Origin of the sequence: Pseudoalteromonas sp. Isolate3 (genome assembly GCF_022398505.1) — a bacterium.
GTDB lineage: Bacteria > Pseudomonadota > Gammaproteobacteria > Enterobacterales > Alteromonadaceae > Pseudoalteromonas > Pseudoalteromonas apostichopi.
This window is the reverse complement of record NZ_JAKEVN010000001.1, coordinates 130,056-147,084: the sequence shown is the minus strand read 5'-3', so window position 1 is coordinate 147,084 and position 17,029 is coordinate 130,056. Positions and strand designations below refer to the sequence as shown.

General features: G+C 41.7%; 13 protein-coding genes and 1 tRNA gene. 5 read left to right on the top strand and 9 right to left on the bottom strand.

The annotated features are described in order from the left end of the window. Positions 1 to 13: 13 nt before the first annotated feature. Positions 14 to 1,597, bottom strand: a complete 1,584-nt coding sequence (gene prfC / locus L1D46_RS00650) for a peptide chain release factor 3 (RefSeq protein ID WP_178927336.1) — start codon at positions 1,595 to 1,597, stop codon at positions 14 to 16. Positions 1,598 to 1,848: 251 nt separating this feature from the next. On the opposite strand from prfC, the gene L1D46_RS00645 reads away from it, so the two are divergent. After that, positions 1,849 to 4,503: an ATP-binding protein gene (locus L1D46_RS00645; protein WP_130050774.1), complete on the top strand. Its 2,655-nt coding sequence runs from the start codon at positions 1,849 to 1,851 to the stop codon at positions 4,501 to 4,503. Here the strand turns inward: L1D46_RS00645 and rimI are convergent. The 5 genes from rimI to guaB form a co-directional block, all read right to left on the bottom strand. Continuing rightward, the gene (gene rimI, locus L1D46_RS00640; protein ID WP_175580473.1) at positions 4,500 to 4,946 is read right to left on the bottom strand and encodes a ribosomal protein S18-alanine N-acetyltransferase; all 447 of its coding nucleotides are present in this window, start codon (positions 4,944 to 4,946) and stop codon (positions 4,500 to 4,502) included. The two genes, L1D46_RS00645 and rimI, sit on opposite strands and share 4 nt — an antisense overlap. After that, entirely contained in the window at positions 4,933 to 5,235 is a 303-nt protein-coding gene (locus L1D46_RS00635) for a hypothetical protein (RefSeq protein ID WP_130050773.1), read from the bottom strand. Before L1D46_RS00635 ends, rimI begins: the two co-directional genes overlap by 14 nt. Positions 5,236 to 5,303: 68 nt before the next feature. After that, positions 5,304 to 5,380, bottom strand: a tRNA-Trp gene (locus L1D46_RS00630). 146 nt (positions 5,381 to 5,526) lie between these two features. Further along, positions 5,527 to 7,104, bottom strand: a complete 1,578-nt coding sequence (gene guaA / locus L1D46_RS00625) for a glutamine-hydrolyzing GMP synthase (protein WP_239976541.1) — start codon at positions 7,102 to 7,104, stop codon at positions 5,527 to 5,529. Between the two features lie 100 nt (positions 7,105 to 7,204). Next, positions 7,205 to 8,674: an IMP dehydrogenase gene (guaB, locus tag L1D46_RS00620; RefSeq protein ID WP_054551225.1), complete on the bottom strand. Its 1,470-nt coding sequence runs from the start codon at positions 8,672 to 8,674 to the stop codon at positions 7,205 to 7,207. Between the two features lie 134 nt (positions 8,675 to 8,808). Here guaB and xseA point away from each other — a divergent pair, with 134 nt between their 5' ends. Next, the gene (gene xseA, locus L1D46_RS00615; protein WP_239976540.1) at positions 8,809 to 10,143 is read left to right on the top strand and encodes an exodeoxyribonuclease VII large subunit; all 1,335 of its coding nucleotides are present in this window, start codon (positions 8,809 to 8,811) and stop codon (positions 10,141 to 10,143) included. 2 nt (positions 10,144 to 10,145) lie between these two features. Here xseA and L1D46_RS00610 read toward each other — a convergent pair whose 3' ends face one another. Together L1D46_RS00610 and cysE are read right to left on the bottom strand one after the other, a co-directional pair. Continuing rightward, on the bottom strand, positions 10,146 to 10,733 hold the full coding sequence (locus L1D46_RS00610) for a hypothetical protein (RefSeq protein ID WP_239976539.1): 588 nt from the start codon (positions 10,731 to 10,733) through the stop codon (positions 10,146 to 10,148). A gap of 86 nt (positions 10,734 to 10,819) precedes the next feature. Continuing rightward, a complete protein-coding gene (gene cysE / locus L1D46_RS00605) occupies positions 10,820 to 11,644 on the bottom strand; it encodes a serine O-acetyltransferase (protein ID WP_167658768.1) in 825 nt (274 codons plus the stop codon). Positions 11,645 to 11,982: 338 nt separating this feature from the next. Between cysE and L1D46_RS00600 the strand changes: the two genes are divergently transcribed. From L1D46_RS00600 to L1D46_RS00590, 3 genes are all read left to right on the top strand, one after another. After that, entirely contained in the window at positions 11,983 to 12,387 is a 405-nt protein-coding gene (locus L1D46_RS00600) for a hypothetical protein (protein WP_130050768.1), read from the top strand. A 3-nt stretch (positions 12,388 to 12,390) separates the two neighbouring features. Beyond that, entirely contained in the window at positions 12,391 to 12,708 is a 318-nt protein-coding gene (locus tag L1D46_RS00595; RefSeq protein WP_130050767.1) for a helix-turn-helix transcriptional regulator, read from the top strand. Between the two features lie 323 nt (positions 12,709 to 13,031). Then, a complete protein-coding gene (locus L1D46_RS00590; protein ID WP_130050766.1) occupies positions 13,032 to 13,973 on the top strand; it encodes a sensor domain-containing diguanylate cyclase in 942 nt (313 codons plus the stop codon). Between the two features lie 28 nt (positions 13,974 to 14,001). Here L1D46_RS00590 and L1D46_RS00585 read toward each other — a convergent pair whose 3' ends face one another. Continuing rightward, positions 14,002 to 16,887 (bottom strand): M16 family metallopeptidase, encoded by a 2,886-nt coding sequence (locus tag L1D46_RS00585; protein WP_130050765.1) that lies wholly within the window; start codon positions 16,885 to 16,887, stop codon positions 14,002 to 14,004. Between the last annotated feature and the right edge of the window lie 142 nt (positions 16,888 to 17,029).

Here is a 17,029-nt window from a genome sequence, read left to right as displayed (position 1 = left end):
CAGTCTTAGCGTATTAGTTTTCGCGCGTGTGGTTAAACTTGATATCTGGATAGCGTTCCATCGACAAGTTTAGGTTTACACGGCTTGGCGCGATATAAGTAAGGTTATCGCCACCATCAAGCGCTAAGTTGCTTTCGCACTTACGCTTAAACTCTTCAAGCTTTTTGTTATCGTCTGAGCTTACCCAACGTGCAGTATTAACACTGACACCTTCGTAAATCGCATCAACGTTGTATTCAGCTTTTAAGCGAGCAACAACCACATCAAACTGTAGTACACCTACCGCACCAACGATAAGGTCGTTATTTATAAGCGGTCTAAATACTTGCACAGCACCTTCTTCAGATAACTGAACTAAGCCTTTTAGCAATTGCTTTTGTTTTAATGGATCTTTTAAGCGAATACGGCGGAATAATTCTGGTGCGAAGTTAGGAATACCACCAAACTTCATTTTTTCACCTTGCGTAAAAGTATCACCTATTTGAATTGTACCGTGGTTGTGTAAACCAATGATGTCACCCGCATAAGCATCTTGCGCTCGTTCACGGTCACCTGCCATGAAGGTTACCGCATCAGAAATACTCACTTGCTTACCAATACGCACATGGTTCATCTTCATACCTTGGCTGTATTTGCCCGATACAATTCGCATAAAGGCAATACGGTCACGGTGTTTAGGGTCCATGTTTGCTTGAATTTTAAATACGAAGCCAGAGAAGTTATCTTCAGTTGCAGCTACTTGGCGGTCTTCTGTTTCACGAGGTAGTGGCGCCGGAGCCCATTCAGTTAAGCCATCAAGAACATGGTCAACACCAAAGTTACCAAGTGCCGTACCAAAATACACAGGCGATAGCTCACCCGCTAAGAACAGATCTAAATCAAATTCGTGTGATGCACCAATCACAAGCTCTAGCTCTTCACGAAGCTGCTCTGCAAGTTCGCTACCAATTGCATCATCAAGTTCTGGGTTATCTAAACCTTTAATAACACGTACTTCTTGAATCGTGTGACCTTGGCCTGTGCTATACAAAATCGTTTCTTCACGGTGAATGTGATACACACCTTTGAATTCTTTACCACACCCAATCGGCCAAGTAACAGGCGCACAGGCGATGTTAAGCTCAGTCTCAACTTCGTCTAATAACTCCATTGGGTCACGAATATCACGGTCACACTTATTCATGAAAGTTACGATAGGTGTAGTACGTAAGCGTGTTACTTCCATTAATTTACGAGTACGATCCTCAACACCTTTCGCCGCGTCGATTACCATTAGACACGAGTCAACCGCAGTCAATGTACGATAGGTATCTTCAGAGAAGTCTTCGTGTCCTGGAGTATCAAGTAAGTTAACTAGACGCTCATTGTAAGGAAATTGCATAACAGACGTGGTTACCGAGATACCACGTTCTTTTTCCATTTCCATCCAGTCTGATTTTGCGTGCTGGTTTGAGCCACGACCCTTTACGGTACCCGCTTTTTGAATAGCTTGTCCGAATAACAGAACTTTTTCTGTAATGGTGGTTTTACCCGCATCCGGGTGCGAGATGATCGCAAAGGTGCGTCGTTTATTAATTTCGGTAGTTAAATTAGACATGTAAGCTGCTTTTAGTCATAACAAAGCGCACTTGGCTGCCCTATAAATTATAAAGCTCGGTGCGCACTGTAAAAATAAAATAGAATTGCCGACTATTATACCTTGTTTGTCTTAGCCAAAAAAGCAACGATTGTAAGTAATTATTCACCATAGGCTGGGTATATGGGTTGTTCACTTTTTTGCTAAGCTTGTGTAATCAAGTTGTAACGCATACTATTGATAAATTGCACGGAGGGATATCAATTTAGGTCATGAAAACCAGTAAGCTCAGTATTCGATTATTATGGTATATCACACCTTTAGTGATCTTACCTTTGTTGTTTTTAGGTGGCTTTACGTTAACCAATGTGACCAATTCAACAAAAAAACAAGCAGAGCTTATTGTCAGTCGCTTTGTTGAGCAACAGCAACAAAAAATCTTCAATTACATTGACTCATTTCATTCGATTACCCGGTTGCTTTCGACCTCCCCTGTATTGGCAGACTTTTTAGCCCGTGAACCCGAATCAAAAAACCAATACATTGAACGCCTTGGCGAGTTAATGAATGTATTTGCAAGTTATTCAGAAGCTTACCCTGATATAGTCAGCATTAACTATGTTGCCCCAGACGGCAAAAGTGATGCATTTTATTCAAGCCAATTAACCCCTGCGCCTAAAAGCTACCCGTTTTTTGATCAAGTACTGCAATCAAATTTGCGCCAGCAGCAATTTATGATCCCCAAAGAAGATGGCTCCACCAGTTTGTACTTTGTGCACCCTATTTACAATATCGATTACTACTTAAAACAGCCGCAACAGTTAGGATTTATTGTTGTACATGTAGAACCATCGATATTAAATGCCAGCATTTTAGAAGCGCCTTTTAATAACACCCTAAATTTGTTTTTGACAACTAAAGGACAAATTTTATTTAGCTCAGACTATGACTTACGGGGCAGCTACTTAAGTGAATACGAGCTTGAACAAATTAAGCATTTGGCCGATTACGGAAAACTAGCCAGCATTGAGCTTTCGAGTATCGATAAAGAAGAGCGTATCATCTATGCGGTGCAAATGACCGACGGCGATTACTTCATCTCGACCACCCCCAAAGATTTACTGTATCAGTCAGGTAAAGCCATCAGTTTAATTACTGCGTTAATTGTAATTATCTCTGTGATTTCACTACCTATTCTGATTTACATTGTGGTGCGTAATTTACTACTCACCCCAGTCGAGTTATTAGGCGCTGCAAGCCATCGCGTTGGTGATGGTGATTTATCTGTATATTTGCCTGCCCATACAAACGATGAAGTAGGCGTACTTTTTAACGACTTTAACCACATGGTGAACCAAATTCGTCATTACCAAGACGAACTCGAAGAATATAAACATCACCTAGAAGAAAAAGTTGAAAGCCGTACTAAAGCGCTCGAAGCAATGAATAGCAAGCTAGAAGTGGCAATTGCCCAAGCTGAGCAAGCAAACCAACTAAAAAGCCGCTTTTTAGCGAATATGAGTCATGAAATTCGCACCCCACTTACCGCAATTATGGGTTTTACAGAGCAACTTCTGCACAACAAAGATGCGGTGAATGATGAACAACATTTAAGCACCATTTTACGTAACTCTAAGCACTTGCTTGAGCTCATCAATAACATTCTTGATTTATCAAAAATTGAAGCTGAAAAACTCGCTGTTGAGCGTGGGCCATGTAATGTAGTGCAGCTTATTCATGATATTGATTCGATTATTCGCCCACTGGCTAATGAGAAGCAACTGGCGTTTAATATCAACTACAAGCTACCAATCCCCAAAACCATTAATAGCGATACCACACGTTTAAAACAAATCTTGATCAATATTGCCAGTAATGCGGTTAAATTTACTGAGAAAGGCAGTATCTCGATTGATATTAGCTACAACAGCGAAAAACAAAATTTACAATTTGCGATTCAAGACACAGGTATTGGTATGTCAGAGCGCGAAGTTGAACGGGTATTTAAACCGTTTGAACAAGCTGATGCGACGACAACTCGCCGCTTTGGTGGTACCGGTCTTGGCTTGTGTATTTCGAAGAACTTAGCCCAGTTATTGGGTGGTGATGTGCAACTTATCAGTGAACCTGGAAACGGCAGTTGTTTTACCGTGCAAGTTGCAGCTCACTTAAATGCCGAGCAGCTTAAGTATGAGGCCTTTATTCATAACTATGAGCAGCTCTCGCCGAGTAAAGACGTACAGCTTTCATTCGCTGCTAATAGCTTTGATGCCAATATTCTGGTGGCCGAAGATAACCCAGATAACCAGTTGCTGATCAAACTACTGTTACAAACTTGGGGACTTGAGCCTGACATCGCAAAAAATGGTGCTGAAGCGGTAGAAATGGCATTGGTTAATGATTATCAGTTGATCATCATGGATATGCAGATGCCTGTAATGGGCGGCTTAGAAGCGACGCAAATGTTACGTCATGCAGCCTACGATGGACCTATTATCGCGCTTACAGCCAATGTGATGAAAACCGATGTCGATACTTACATAGAAGCGGGCTGTGATGAAGCCCTTGCAAAACCAATAGATAAAGACGCATTAGAGCAAGTTCTCGTAAGCTACTTACACATTGAAAAAGATAGCCAAAACAAATGGGAAAATTTACTGAAAAGTGAAAAATTCCAACAAATTAACGACAACTATCGTTCAAAGCTGCCTGATTACTTAAGCCAGGTCGTGCAGTTGTATCGCACTAAAGAGTGGGAAGCGCTGCGCTCAGTAGCGCATAGCCTAAAAGGCAGTGCTGGGTGTTTTAGTTTTGAAGCAATTCATAAGACCGCTGGACAACTTGAAAATGCCTTACGTAGTAATCAAACTGAACAAATCGAGCAATGCTACAACGCGCTTATAAGCGCCCTTGAAGAGGCATCTTAAAGGCTAAAGCTCATGCCCATTAAAATAGCGTCTTCATTCCCTGTTGCGGTTGGGTAGTAGTTCTTGCGCACTGACATATGTGAAAAGCCAGCACTTTCGTACAAGCCAATAGCAGGTGCATTAGACTCACGCACTTCTAAGAAGAGGTTTTCAGCTTGGTGCTGTTCACCATGCTCAATAAAAGCATTTAACAACTGCTTAGCAATGCCCTGCCCTTGGTGCTTTGGCGCAACACAAATATCCATCAGGGTGTAATCTGGGCCCGCTTGCTCACCGATATAAAAACCTAGCATATCATCGCCATGAAAAGCAGCCAGGTTAAAGTAACGGCCCGCTAAACACGACAGCATGGTTTTCTCTGTCCACGGGTGACTATGGCACGCATTTTCAATAGCCATTAACTGGCTGATATAAGTTGCATCTACAGATTTAAAGCTTATCAAGTTGTTCACCGATTAAAGACCAAAGTTGTTTTTTCTGTTTACTATTAAGCTTATCGCTCGGTAAACCCAAGCACCCCTCTTGCCAGCTAATACTTGTTGTTTTAACGATTTCAGTAATAACTAACGGCGCAAATGCTTTTTCGAGGTCTTGGTGAAACTGTAACGGTAGCGTAAGTGTTTCTTGTTGAGTATTTGACATCTCTTCGCTAGAAACGTCAGGCACAGTTCGATAGTGTTGATTCAACTCTAAAGATTGTACAGAGAATATCGCAGCGTAACTTGGATTCATAACGACTCAATCATGATTAAGAGCAAGTAATATAGGGAGATTTGCGATTAAAGTAAAGAAGGAAGAAATGGCAGGGGCGGAGAGATTCGAACTCCCAACCGTCGGTTTTGGAGACCGCTGTTCTACCAATTGGAACTACGCCCCTGCAATGACGACGAATTATATAGAGCTTTTTTCAAAGGTAAAGTAAAAAAACACAGTTTTTAGTTTAACTGCTTTTTAAATAAACAAAACGGCGAATTAGCAAGCTAATTCGCCGTTTTTGAACCCATTCAGGTCAGAATAATAAAATTATTCCCACTCAATTGTTGCCGGTGGCTTACCTGAAATATCGTAAACAACACGTGAGATACCATCGATTTCGTTGATGATACGGTTTGAAACCACACCTAAGAATTCATAAGGTAAGTGTGACCAACGTGCCGTCATAAAGTCGATTGTCTCTACACAACGTAGTGATACAACCCAGTCGTATTTACGTGCATCACCCATTACACCTACCGATTTAACTGGTAAGAATACAGTGAAGGCTTGACTTACTTTGTGGTAAAGCTCTGCTTTGTGCAGCTCTTCGATGAAAATAGCATCTGCGCGACGTAGTAAGTCACAGTATTCTTTCTTGATTTCACCAAGTACACGAACACCTAAACCAGGACCCGGGAATGGGTGACGGTAAAGCATGTCGTAAGGTAGGCCAAGCTCAAGACCAATTTTGCGTACTTCATCTTTGAATAGCTCACGTAACGGCTCAACAAGACCCATTTCCATATCGTCTGGTAAACCACCTACGTTGTGGTGAGACTTGATTACATGTGCTTTACCTGTTGCTGATGCAGCAGATTCGATTACGTCTGGGTAGATAGTACCTTGACCTAACCATTTAGCGTTTTTCAGCTTTTTAGCTTGCTCGTCGAATACTTTAATGAACGTATGACCAATCGCTTTACGCTTATCTTCAGGGTCAGACTTACCTGCTAAGTCTGCTAAGAATTGATCTTCAGCATCCACTTTAACAATGTTTAGGCCAAACTTGTTGCCAAACATGTCCATAACTTGCTGACCTTCGTTTAAACGAAGAAGACCGTTATCAACGAATACACATGTTAGCTTGTCGCCAATTGCACGGTGAATAAGCATAGCTACAACAGATGAATCAACACCACCTGATAAACCTAAGATAACTTCGTCATCACCTACCGTTTCTTTAATACGCTCAATAGCATCGTCGATGATTTTAGCGGGTGTCCATAGCTTTTCACAGCCACAGATATCAATCGCGAAGCGCTCAAGTAAGCGTAAACCTTGGTGAGTATGAGTTACTTCTGGGTGGAACTGTACGCCGTAAAAACGTTTTTCTTCCCAAGACATTGCAGCATGCGGACACGTTGATGTTTTAGCAGTTGTTTTGAAAGTCTCTGGTACTTCCATCACTTTATCGCCGTGGCTCATCCAAACGTCTAGTACGCCTGCACCGCCGTCAGTAATGTGGTCTTCGATAGCATCGAATAACGCACAGTTACCTACTTTTTCAACTTGCGCATAACCAAACTCTTTCTTATCAGAGCTGTGTACGCTACCACCTAGTTGCGTTGCCATTGTTTGCATGCCGTAACAGATACCAAGTACTGGAACGCCTGCGTTAAATACATACTCAGGAGCACGTGGGCTGTTTTCAAGTGTTGTAGACTCAGGGCCACCCGACAAAATAATACCTTGTGGATTAAATTCGCGGATTTGCTCTTCAGTTACATCCCATGCCCATAGCTCACAGTAAACACCAATCTCACGTATACGACGTGCGATTAACTGTGTGTATTGCGAACCAAAATCTAAAATGAGAATTCGTGAATCGTGAATGTCTTTGCTCATGGAGTATCTCGTTAGTCAGGAACTGCTCTCCCAAAGGGAGATGATCAATAAATTAGGGCTAGCAAATGCTAGCCCATGTAATTTCAATACCTTAAGGTAATTAACCTAAGCGGTAGTTTGGCGCTTCTTTGGTGATTTGCACGTCGTGAACGTGTGACTCACCCATACCAGCTGAAGTAACGCGAACAAATTGAGGTTTAGTGTTTAACTCTTCAATTGTTGCACAGCCTGTTAAGCCCATTGCACTGCGAAGACCACCCACTTGTTGGTGAATGATTGTCGCGATAGGACCTTTATAAGCAACACGGCCTTCGATACCTTCAGGAACAAGCTTGTCTGCTTCGTTCGATTTTTGGAAGTAACGGTCTGATGAACCTTCTTTTTGGTCCATAGCACCAAGGCTACCCATACCACGGTATGATTTGTAGTAACGGCCTTGATATAGCTCGACTTCACCCGGTGCTTCTTCAGTACCCGCTAACATTGAACCAACCATTACACATGATGCACCCGCAACAAGTGCTTTTACGATGTCACCAGAGAAACGAATACCACCGTCAGCAATAACAGGAATATCACGGCCTTTTAAGCCTTCAACTGCGTCAGAAATAGCAGTAATTTGTGGAACACCACAACCTGTTACGATACGAGTAGTACAAATAGAACCAGGACCGATACCTACTTTAACAGCATCAACACCTGCATCAGCAAGGGCAATCGCGCCTTCAGCTGTTGCAACGTTACCCGCTACGATTTGTAAATCAGGGTATGCTTGACGTGTTTGTGCAACACGGTCGATAACACCTTGAGAGTGACCATGTGATGTATCGATAAGTAGTACATCAACACCTGCTTCAACAAGCGCTGCGATACGCTCATCGGTACCCGCGCCAACACCAACAGCTGCACCTACACGTAGACGACCTTGCTCGTCTTTACATGCATGCGGCTTGTCTTGTGCTTTTTGATAATCTTTTACAGTGATCATGCCTTTAAGTTTAAATGCATCATCAACTACGAGAATTTTTTCGATACGGTGCTCGTGCATTAGACCTAAGATTTCATCACGGTCTGCACCTTCTTTAACAGTCACTAACGATTCTTTTTTCGTCATTACTGTAGAAACAGGTTGCTCAAGTTTCGTTTCAAAACGCATATCACGGCTTGTAACAATACCAACAAGGTTATTGTCAGCGTCAGTTACAGGGAAACCTGAAAAACCTTTGTCTTCTGAAAGCGCGATAGCATCAGCAATTGTAAGATCCGCAGTCACAGTAACAGGGAAAGAAACAATGCCCGCTTCGTAAGTTTTTACTTTACGAACGTTTTTAGCTTGCTCTTCGATTGTCATGTTCTTGTGGATGAAACCTAAACCGCCCTCTTGCGCTAAAGCAATCGCTAAGCGTGCTTCTGTTACAGTATCCATAGATGCTGAAACTAACGGCAAGTTAAGATTGATACCACGCGTTAAGCGAGTTGAAATATTTGCCGTGTGTGGCAAAACAGTAGAATGACCTGGTACTAAAAGTACGTCGTCAAAGGTAAGAGCTTCTTTAGCGATTCTTAGCATAGTGCAACTTCTCACATGTGGATCTGAGTATAAGGAATTGCGGCCAAATTTTATCAGCGTTGTGGGCACGAGTAAATAAAATTATTCATTTATTTGTGTTAAAGTACACACAGAATTTTTTACTGGGGTTATTAATGGCTTTTACGCACTCAACACAGCCTGTTTACACGGTCTCGCGCCTAAATAAGGAAATTCGCCATGTTTTAGAACAAGGCTTCTCATCGCTTATCTTAAATGGTGAAATTTCTAACTTTATAGCCCCTGCATCTGGACACTGGTACTTCACTCTAAAAGACGACCGAGCACAGGTAAAAGCGGCGATGTGGCGCGGCAATAATCGCGGCCAAACTTTTCGCCCAAGCAATGGTGCACAAGTAACTGTGCGCGCCCGCGTATCCTTGTATGAACCCCGTGGTGATTATCAGCTGATTGTTGAGCACATGGCCCCTGCTGGTGAAGGTTTATTAAAACAAGAGTTTGATGCGCTTAAAATGCGCTTAGCTGCCGAAGGCCTATTTAGCTCAGCTCACAAAAAACCATTACCAACCAATATCAATCGTATTGGGGTGATTACCTCAGCCACTGGGGCAGCTATTCGCGATATTCTTACCGTACTAAAACGCCGTGCTCCGCAGCTTGAAGTCGTGATTTATCCAGCGATGGTACAAGGCGCAGATGCCCACAGCCAATTAATAGAAAAAATAAACATCGCCAATCAGCGTAATGAAGTGGATATACTTATATTAGGTCGCGGTGGTGGTTCACTCGAAGATTTGTGGTGCTTTAACCATGAGCAATTGGCTCGCGCCATCTTCGCAAGTCACTTACCAATCGTTAGTGCCGTTGGTCACGAAGTCGATACCACAATAAGTGACTATGTAGCCGATATTCGTGCCGCAACCCCTTCGGCTGCTGCTGAGCTAGTTAGCCCAAACACGGAAGAGCTACATAATAAAGTTACGCAGTTAGTTAGGCACTTAAATCATGCTTTTAAACATTCCTTGGCAGTAAAGCGCAGTACTGCAACACAATTTGAGCATCGCTTACAACTTTGCCATCCACGTAATCAACTAAATCAGCAAGCGCAAAAATTAGATGAGCTTAGTTTAGCCTTGCATGGTGCAATGAATAACAAAATTCAGCGATATGAGCGAGTACTTGCTAACTTAACACCACGCTTGATGCAACGTTCACCTGAAAATCAGCTCGCAAAAAGCGAGCATCAGCTCGCGCAACTACACGCCCGACTGAGACAAACGATGCAACAGCAACTTTCAAGTTCACGCAATCAGCTTTCTTTGCAAGCGAGCCGCTTAGATTCTGTAAGCCCACTCAGTGTATTAGCTCGTGGTTATAGCATTACCAAGAACCAGCAAGGCAAAGTGGTGAAATCAGTTAACGATGTAAGTTCAGGAGAGTTTATAACCACCGAACTTACCGATGGTCAGCTGCACTCGAAGGTCGTTTAACTTTACTCGGTACTAGCGATAACGGTTAGACTGCCATCACTCGAAGTGCTGGAAGTAAACTTAAACTGCTTCCACCAGCTTTGTTCCATCATTTTATCGCCTAAATCACGCCAATAACGGCTTGGTAAGTCATCTACACCCTCTGGTTGCAGTAGCTTAAACTGACAAACGGAGCTTTTGCACGTTGCGATTTTTAGCTCTGGTTGTACAGGTAAATCTGCCATGATTAAAAAATCGCTCATCGCAGTTTCAACTTGGTAAGCCCACGCTTCATCACGAGATTGCTCTTCTAACAAGGTATAAAGTTCTTCAAGATGTGAATCAATTTGCTGCGGGGGAATTGCACTTGAACGGTAGTTAGCAATCACAGCTTGTTGGCTTTCAACTTGTAGCTTTAGCTCAGCAATTTGTTGTTCAAGCTCACTTTTGCTAAGAGTTTCTGGTACGTCAGCTTTAGGTGCAGCGATTTTTTTAGCATTCACAGGGACTACCGACTTGGTTTGCTGTGGCGCCTCAACAGTTTGCGCTTCAATAAATTCTTGCTGGTGAGTTTGAGTCTGTTCTAGTGGATTAGACTGAAAGAGTGACATAGCAAGAGCGCCACAAAAAAATGACGCTATAACAGCTAATCCGAAGGAAAATTTAGACAATTCCATTGCTCTTTATTGATGTAAAACTACAACATAGCACTGGTGTGTGAGGCATTACTAGCGGTAGTTGTGCCATCATCTAAAAAGTTTTGGTTCATGCTTTCGGCTGGACAGGGACAGCTCGGTTTTCCGACCACTTTAGCAGGTACCCCAACCACAGTTGTGTGTGCAGGAACCGGACTTAACACCACTGAATTAGCACCAATACGCGCCCCCTCACCGACTTCTATGTTACCTAGTACTTTAGCACCTGCGCCAATCAATACACCGGCACGTATTTTAGGGTGGCGATCACCTTGTTCATTACCTGTACCACCTAAGGTTACAGATTGTAGAATCGAAACGTTATCTTCGATAACTGCAGTTTCACCAATTACAATCCCAGTTGCATGGTCAAACATAATACCATGACCAACTTTACAAGCAGGATGGATGTCAACGCCAAATACTTCTGAGGTTCTGCTCTGAATGAAACGAGCAAGCTCTTTTCGGTTTTGTTGCCATAAGCAATTTGCGAGTCGATGTGCTTGTATTGCATGGAAGCCTTTAAGGTTCAAAATAACAGTTAAGTAACTATCGGCCGCAGGGTCGCGATCTTTAACTGCTTTTATGTCATGAGCCACATGTGTCAGCATGAGGTCACATTTAACAAAGGCTTGATCGAATAATTCACGGATAGTAAATGCTGATACCACCGCATCTGAGAGTTTATTCGCGACAATAAAGCTAAGCGCCGAACCTAAGCATTCATGATTTAACACACACGAATAAACGTGACTTGCTAAAAGCGGTTCACGGGAAACGACTTCGTTTGCTTCATCTCGAAGCTTTTGCCAAATTTCATGACGCATAATATTGCCTTTCTGGTTGTACCTAACTGCTAAGCCTTTAGTTTAACGGATTTGTAGCAAGATGTACTAACCCGTTATTTATTTGTTCTGGTTATATGTAATAACCAGAGTATCAAACCTTATTTTTGATCATTTGCAGGTGTTTTTAAATCAATCTCATATGACAACTGCAAACTCTAATGACAGGCACGCGGTTTAATTAAAGTACTTATTTTTCAACAACAAAACAGATATGACATCTTGTCTGTCATATGCCAAAATAGGAACTGGCGTATTACTGACGGCGTAAAAAACAAAAATAATCATTAAATTTACATCATCAACTTAACAAGGAAACGATGATGAAAAACGACGTACTAAACTCACACAAATTAGGTTATAAGTTCTACTTTCAAGATGGTGATAATCAAATCGCATGCTTTGGTCACATCATGAGCGGTAAAGAAAAAATATATGTAAACGATGAATTGGTTAGTGAAAAGCGCAGCTTCGGTTTTAAAAGTCACCACGACTTTAATTACCAAGAGAATGCTTATGCAGTCGAATTTGAGATGCAAAATATACTAACAGGTAAGCTTGAATGTTCGTTTTACAAAGCAGGTAAATTAGTTCAACAGAGCACACAGACTTCACTTACAGATAACCCAAAGCAAGTGGCTATGGTTACCTTAGGGTGTTTTATTGGTGGAGCAATTTTTGGTTTTGCCCTAATCACGTTAATTGAACCGTTCATTGGGAAGTAAGTGATGCAACTGAACCCTAATACAATTAAAGCACTGAGGCTTAAATTCGAGTGGACGCAGCAACAACTGGCCGATGCCTGTGATGTAAGCCTACGAACCATTCAACGAGTTGAAAAAGAAGGCGCTGCGTCAAAAGAAACTACCATGAGCTTATGCGCAGTGTTTGAAGTACGCCAAGGTGAACTCATCAAGCTCGATGACGAATCAACTAATGACAGCAAAGCACACGCAGTGAGTAAGCAAAACCTAGCTGTAATCGTAGCGACTTCTTCGTTTATTAGTTTCGCCCTTGGTATGGCAACAGTATTTGTTATTTTTTAGGAGTGAAATATGACCAAAGAACAACGCGGCTATGCCACACTTATCGGCTTTGTAATAGTAACCATGCTATTTGCGCTAGGTGTTAAAATTGGTTCTATACTTTAGCATTTCCTGATGCTTTACTTAGAGACTTAGGCCAACTGTCAGAACTGAACTTAAAATGCAGTACTGACAGCTGTTAACTACATGAGCTAAATAGGAGCTTTACACTACCCCTTCAGGACTCTAGCAAAACACTTTTATGAAAGCTTTAAGCGTAGCTTAGAGGAAAATTCGCCATTTATTGCTAACCTTAAATAACTAAGCACTGGCTAGGTTATAAAGTGGTTGAATCAAAAGAGTTTCTAAAGTTAATACTCGATACTATCTCTGAGCATATTGTGGTGATTAATGACTCGGGGGATATCACATTTGTAAATCGCAGCTGGCTATCATTCGGCGATGAGAATGGATGCGAGTGTAACACTCAGTGGGAAAGTCAAAACTATCTAGCTATTTGTAGATCAGCTGCGGCCCATGGCGATGAGTTTGGTGAAAAGGCCTACACCGGAATAAACCAAGTTATCAATCAGCAGCTCGCAGAGTTTTACTTGGAATATCCTTGTCATAGTGATACTGAAAGCCGCTGGTTTATGATGCGCGCAGTACCTTTAAAACTTGGCAAAACAGATTATGTTGTGATCAGCCACTTAAATATTACTGAACGTAAACTTGCCGAGCAGCAAGTTCGAGAGCTTGCTCGTATCGATGGTCTAACGCAAGTTGCTAACCGACGTCATTTTGATGATTTTTATTCGCAAGAATGGAGTCGCTGTGCACGCTTAAAACATCCCTTATCCATAGCGATGGTCGATCTTGATAACTTTAAGTCTCTTAACGATAACCTTGGTCATCTAGTTGGTGATAATTGCTTAAAAGAAGTGGCAAAACTATTGTCTGAATTTACTCGCAGGCCCAGTGACTTGTGCGCAAGATACGGCGGTGAAGAATTTGTTCTAGTACTTGGTAATACGCAAAGCCATAATGCTCAATTACTCGTAACACGTTTTATGACAAAACTTGCTACGCTAAAGTTGGCTGAACTGGCTGGCTACCCATTAACAGTAAGTGTCGGGTTAGCCACGCTATATCCTAGTAGTTGTGATGATGCCATGTTACTCATTGAAATGGCTGATAGCGCGCTTTATCAAGCAAAAGAAGCTGGCCGAAATCAACTTGTAGTTGCTGATAACATCGAGCCATTAAGCATAGAAAAATGCCCCTAAATAGGGGCATTGATTAGTTAATTAGTAATTATTGAAATACTTTTTCGACATCAAGTACTTTAATATTTTTCGCTGGTATTGCAAGTTTATAGTCTGCAATCACTTTATCTTCAGCAACAAGTTCTGCCGGTTTTTCAGCGTTATACACCATAGGTGATGTTTGCTCTGATGCTAAACGTTTTTGCATATCTTTGCCGTCACCGGTAATAAATACATAGTGAATATTCTCGGTTTGCAGGTTATCGCGAATAACGCGGTTAACATCATCAAGGGTTAGCTTTTCAAGCTTGCCGCGCACATAGTCTACAAAGCTCTCTGTGTTATAGAACTCACTATCAAGTGCATAGCCTAATTGACGATCTTGGCTTGCAACCATTTGCGGCACAAAGTTAATTAAGAAATTACGAGTCGCTTCAAAATCTTCCTTACTAATGCCATTTTTAATTAGCTTATCAAGCTCAAATAATGCCGTACGTGTTGCAAAGTGAGCATCGTTATTAGAACGCAGCGGGCGTAACCATACTTGGAAAATTTGCTCTGAGCGACCTAAGTTAGCATCTGGTTTTGTTTGGAACATACCACGTGGGAAGTATTCGATGTATGCATAGTCGCCGTAGTTCATACCACGGGTTTGACGAATGCGTTGATATAAGAAGCTGTTTGAACTGCGGTGTTCACCAAAATAAGAGCGAACTAACCAAAGGGCTGTCCAATCATCGCTGCTACGAATTGTATCAATTGGGAAACCAAAGGACACTGCGGTAGATTGCGCTGATTTCTCAACAATAGTCGCATGATGACCTTTAAGTACTGGCGCATCAGGGATCATTAAACGGCTTTCTTTACCTTGTGGAAGTTGGGTTAAATCTTTCATCATTGTCGATTTAACATCACTTGGGATAGCACCAATTAGACCCACTGTTAGTTTAGATTGTGTAAACTGGCTATTATAAAACGCTTTGACGTCATCAAGTGTCAATGCTTCAAGATCTGATATGTCACCGTAGTTATAACTTTCGTAAGGATGACCTTTATAAAGCTGATGATAAAGCACTTCTTTACCTAGTTCCTCATCATTTGACGCTTTAAGGCCCGCTTTAATGCTATCTATCAGCTCTTTTTTCAGACGCTTGAAATCATCTTCTCTAAAGCCAGGGTTTAACAATTGATCGCTAACAAGCGCATACCATTTCGCAGCATTATCTTTGTGTACTCGACCACGAAGTGAAATCATCTCTTTATCAAGTTGATAACCAAAGCTTCCCGCCAAAGGATATAAGGCTTTCTTAATATCTTTATAGCTCATTGATTCTGAACCACCTTGCGCTAGCATCGCGGCTGTTAGCGCCGCTAAACCTTTTTTGCCTTGTGGATCAGCTGCCGCACCGGTATTGAATAACCAGTTTACATCAACCAGTGGTGAACTATTTGTTTTATCAAGTACTTTAAAATGACGTTCTGTTGGTGCTTGCTCGATACTTGCCACCGCTGCATTTAAATCAACTTCCTGCTCAAAACCAGTTACTTTATCAAGCGCCGACATTGTCACAGTGGTACGGCTTGAATCAACAAAATACTTGTTTGCTACTGCTTTGATATCTTCTGGAGTGATGCTATCAGCAGTGGCGTAAAGTTGGTTAATAACTTCAGGGTCGCGCTCAAAGTGCATGTAGCTTGCAAGCGTTGAGGCTATTGATTGCGATGAATCAAGACCATTGATAAAGCTGTATTTTAAGTTAGATTTTAAATCAGCTAACTTTTGCGCATCAACTAACTCAGTACGTGCTTGTGCATAAGTACGGTTAATCGCATCACGGGCTTTAGCAAGATCAGCTTCGTTTTCTACTTTTACAAAAACATGTAATAAACCGGGGTCTTTAGTATCTGGGTTATAGGTAAACATTTGACTGGCAATTTGTTTATCAACAACAAGTTCTTGATAAAGTGCCGAGTTATTTGAGAAATAAAGCTGCGAAATCAAATCAAGCGCAGCACGGTCTTTTTGAGTTGGATCCCATGCTGTGCCTTTGTAAGACACTAGTAACCAATGACCCGGTAAACCATCATATTTTTCATGAACGTACTTAGGTGCTTGTTGTTTCGGTTCAGTTGGAATGTCGGCTTGGTAATCACCTTTTTTCCAGTTACCCCAATGCTTTTTCACCATTGCCATAGTTTCTTGTGGATCAACATCACCAACAATGACTAAAGAGACGTACTCAGGCTTATAAAACTTAGCGAAAAACTCTTTACCATATGCCATTTGATCAGGCATGGCTTCGATGTCTTCAAAAAAGCCCATCGTGGTGTGTTTATATGTGTGCTTCTCGAATGCTTCGTTACGAACGGCAGAAAGTAACTTACGAATTGGGCTAGCATTATTCTTTAAATATTCACCTTTTACAGTCAGTGCTTCAGTACGGAACTGCTCTTCGCTGTAAGTCAGGTTTTGGAAAATATCAGCTTCGATTTCGAGTACTTTATCTAAGTGCTCTTTTGAGAAATTTAAGTGATAGTTAGTGTAATCGTTGGTCGTATACGCGCGATTATCAACACCTGAGTTCTTTAAAATATCTGAATAGACATCTTGCGGGAATTTTTCAGAGCCTTTAAACATCATATGCTCAAAGAAGTGTGCAAAACCAGTTTTACCTGCTTCAACTTCATTACGTGAACCAACCGATACCGGAATTTGCAGTGATACGACGTCTGGGTAGTCGGTTTTCACTACCATTACGCGAAGGCCGTTCTCAAGCTCTTCTAATAGGTAATCTTGGCTAAATACACGGTTATCATCTTGGCTTACTTGCTGCTCAATTTCGACTTCTTTAACCATATTTGACTGTGAGTTACTTGCGCAGCCACTCAGCGCAAGTGTTACAGCAAAACTGGTTGCTAATAATCTAAATTTCATAATGTTCCCTTGTTAGTTATTTTTCTCATAATGATTGCAGCTTGATTATGCATCAAAGCGCCAGAAAATATGAGGGTCAGGGCAATAATTTATGTAAACAGGTGTGTCAATTTCGTAGAACACCTTACATTCAACTTGAGTA

What these genes read in the sequence shown, in the direction of transcription:
- prfC (WP_178927336.1), bottom strand. Translation starts at nt 1,597, where the DNA reads ATGTCTAATTTAACTACCGAAATTAATAAACGACGCACCTTTGCGATC.
- L1D46_RS00645 (WP_130050774.1), top strand. Translation starts at nt 1,849, where the DNA reads ATGAAAACCAGTAAGCTCAGTATTCGATTATTATGGTATATCACACCT.
- L1D46_RS00635 (WP_130050773.1), bottom strand. Translation starts at nt 5,235, where the DNA reads ATGAATCCAAGTTACGCTGCGATATTCTCTGTACAATCTTTAGAGTTG.
- guaA (WP_239976541.1), bottom strand. Translation starts at nt 7,104, where the DNA reads ATGAGCAAAGACATTCACGATTCACGAATTCTCATTTTAGATTTTGGT.
- guaB (WP_054551225.1), bottom strand. Translation starts at nt 8,674, where the DNA reads ATGCTAAGAATCGCTAAAGAAGCTCTTACCTTTGACGACGTACTTTTA.
- xseA (WP_239976540.1), top strand. Translation starts at nt 8,809, where the DNA reads ATGGCTTTTACGCACTCAACACAGCCTGTTTACACGGTCTCGCGCCTA.
- L1D46_RS00610 (WP_239976539.1), bottom strand. Translation starts at nt 10,733, where the DNA reads ATGTCACTCTTTCAGTCTAATCCACTAGAACAGACTCAAACTCACCAG.
- cysE (WP_167658768.1), bottom strand. Translation starts at nt 11,644, where the DNA reads ATGCGTCATGAAATTTGGCAAAAGCTTCGAGATGAAGCAAACGAAGTC.
- L1D46_RS00600 (WP_130050768.1), top strand. Translation starts at nt 11,983, where the DNA reads ATGATGAAAAACGACGTACTAAACTCACACAAATTAGGTTATAAGTTC.
- L1D46_RS00595 (WP_130050767.1), top strand. Translation starts at nt 12,391, where the DNA reads ATGCAACTGAACCCTAATACAATTAAAGCACTGAGGCTTAAATTCGAG.
- L1D46_RS00585 (WP_130050765.1), bottom strand. Translation starts at nt 16,887, where the DNA reads ATGAAATTTAGATTATTAGCAACCAGTTTTGCTGTAACACTTGCGCTG.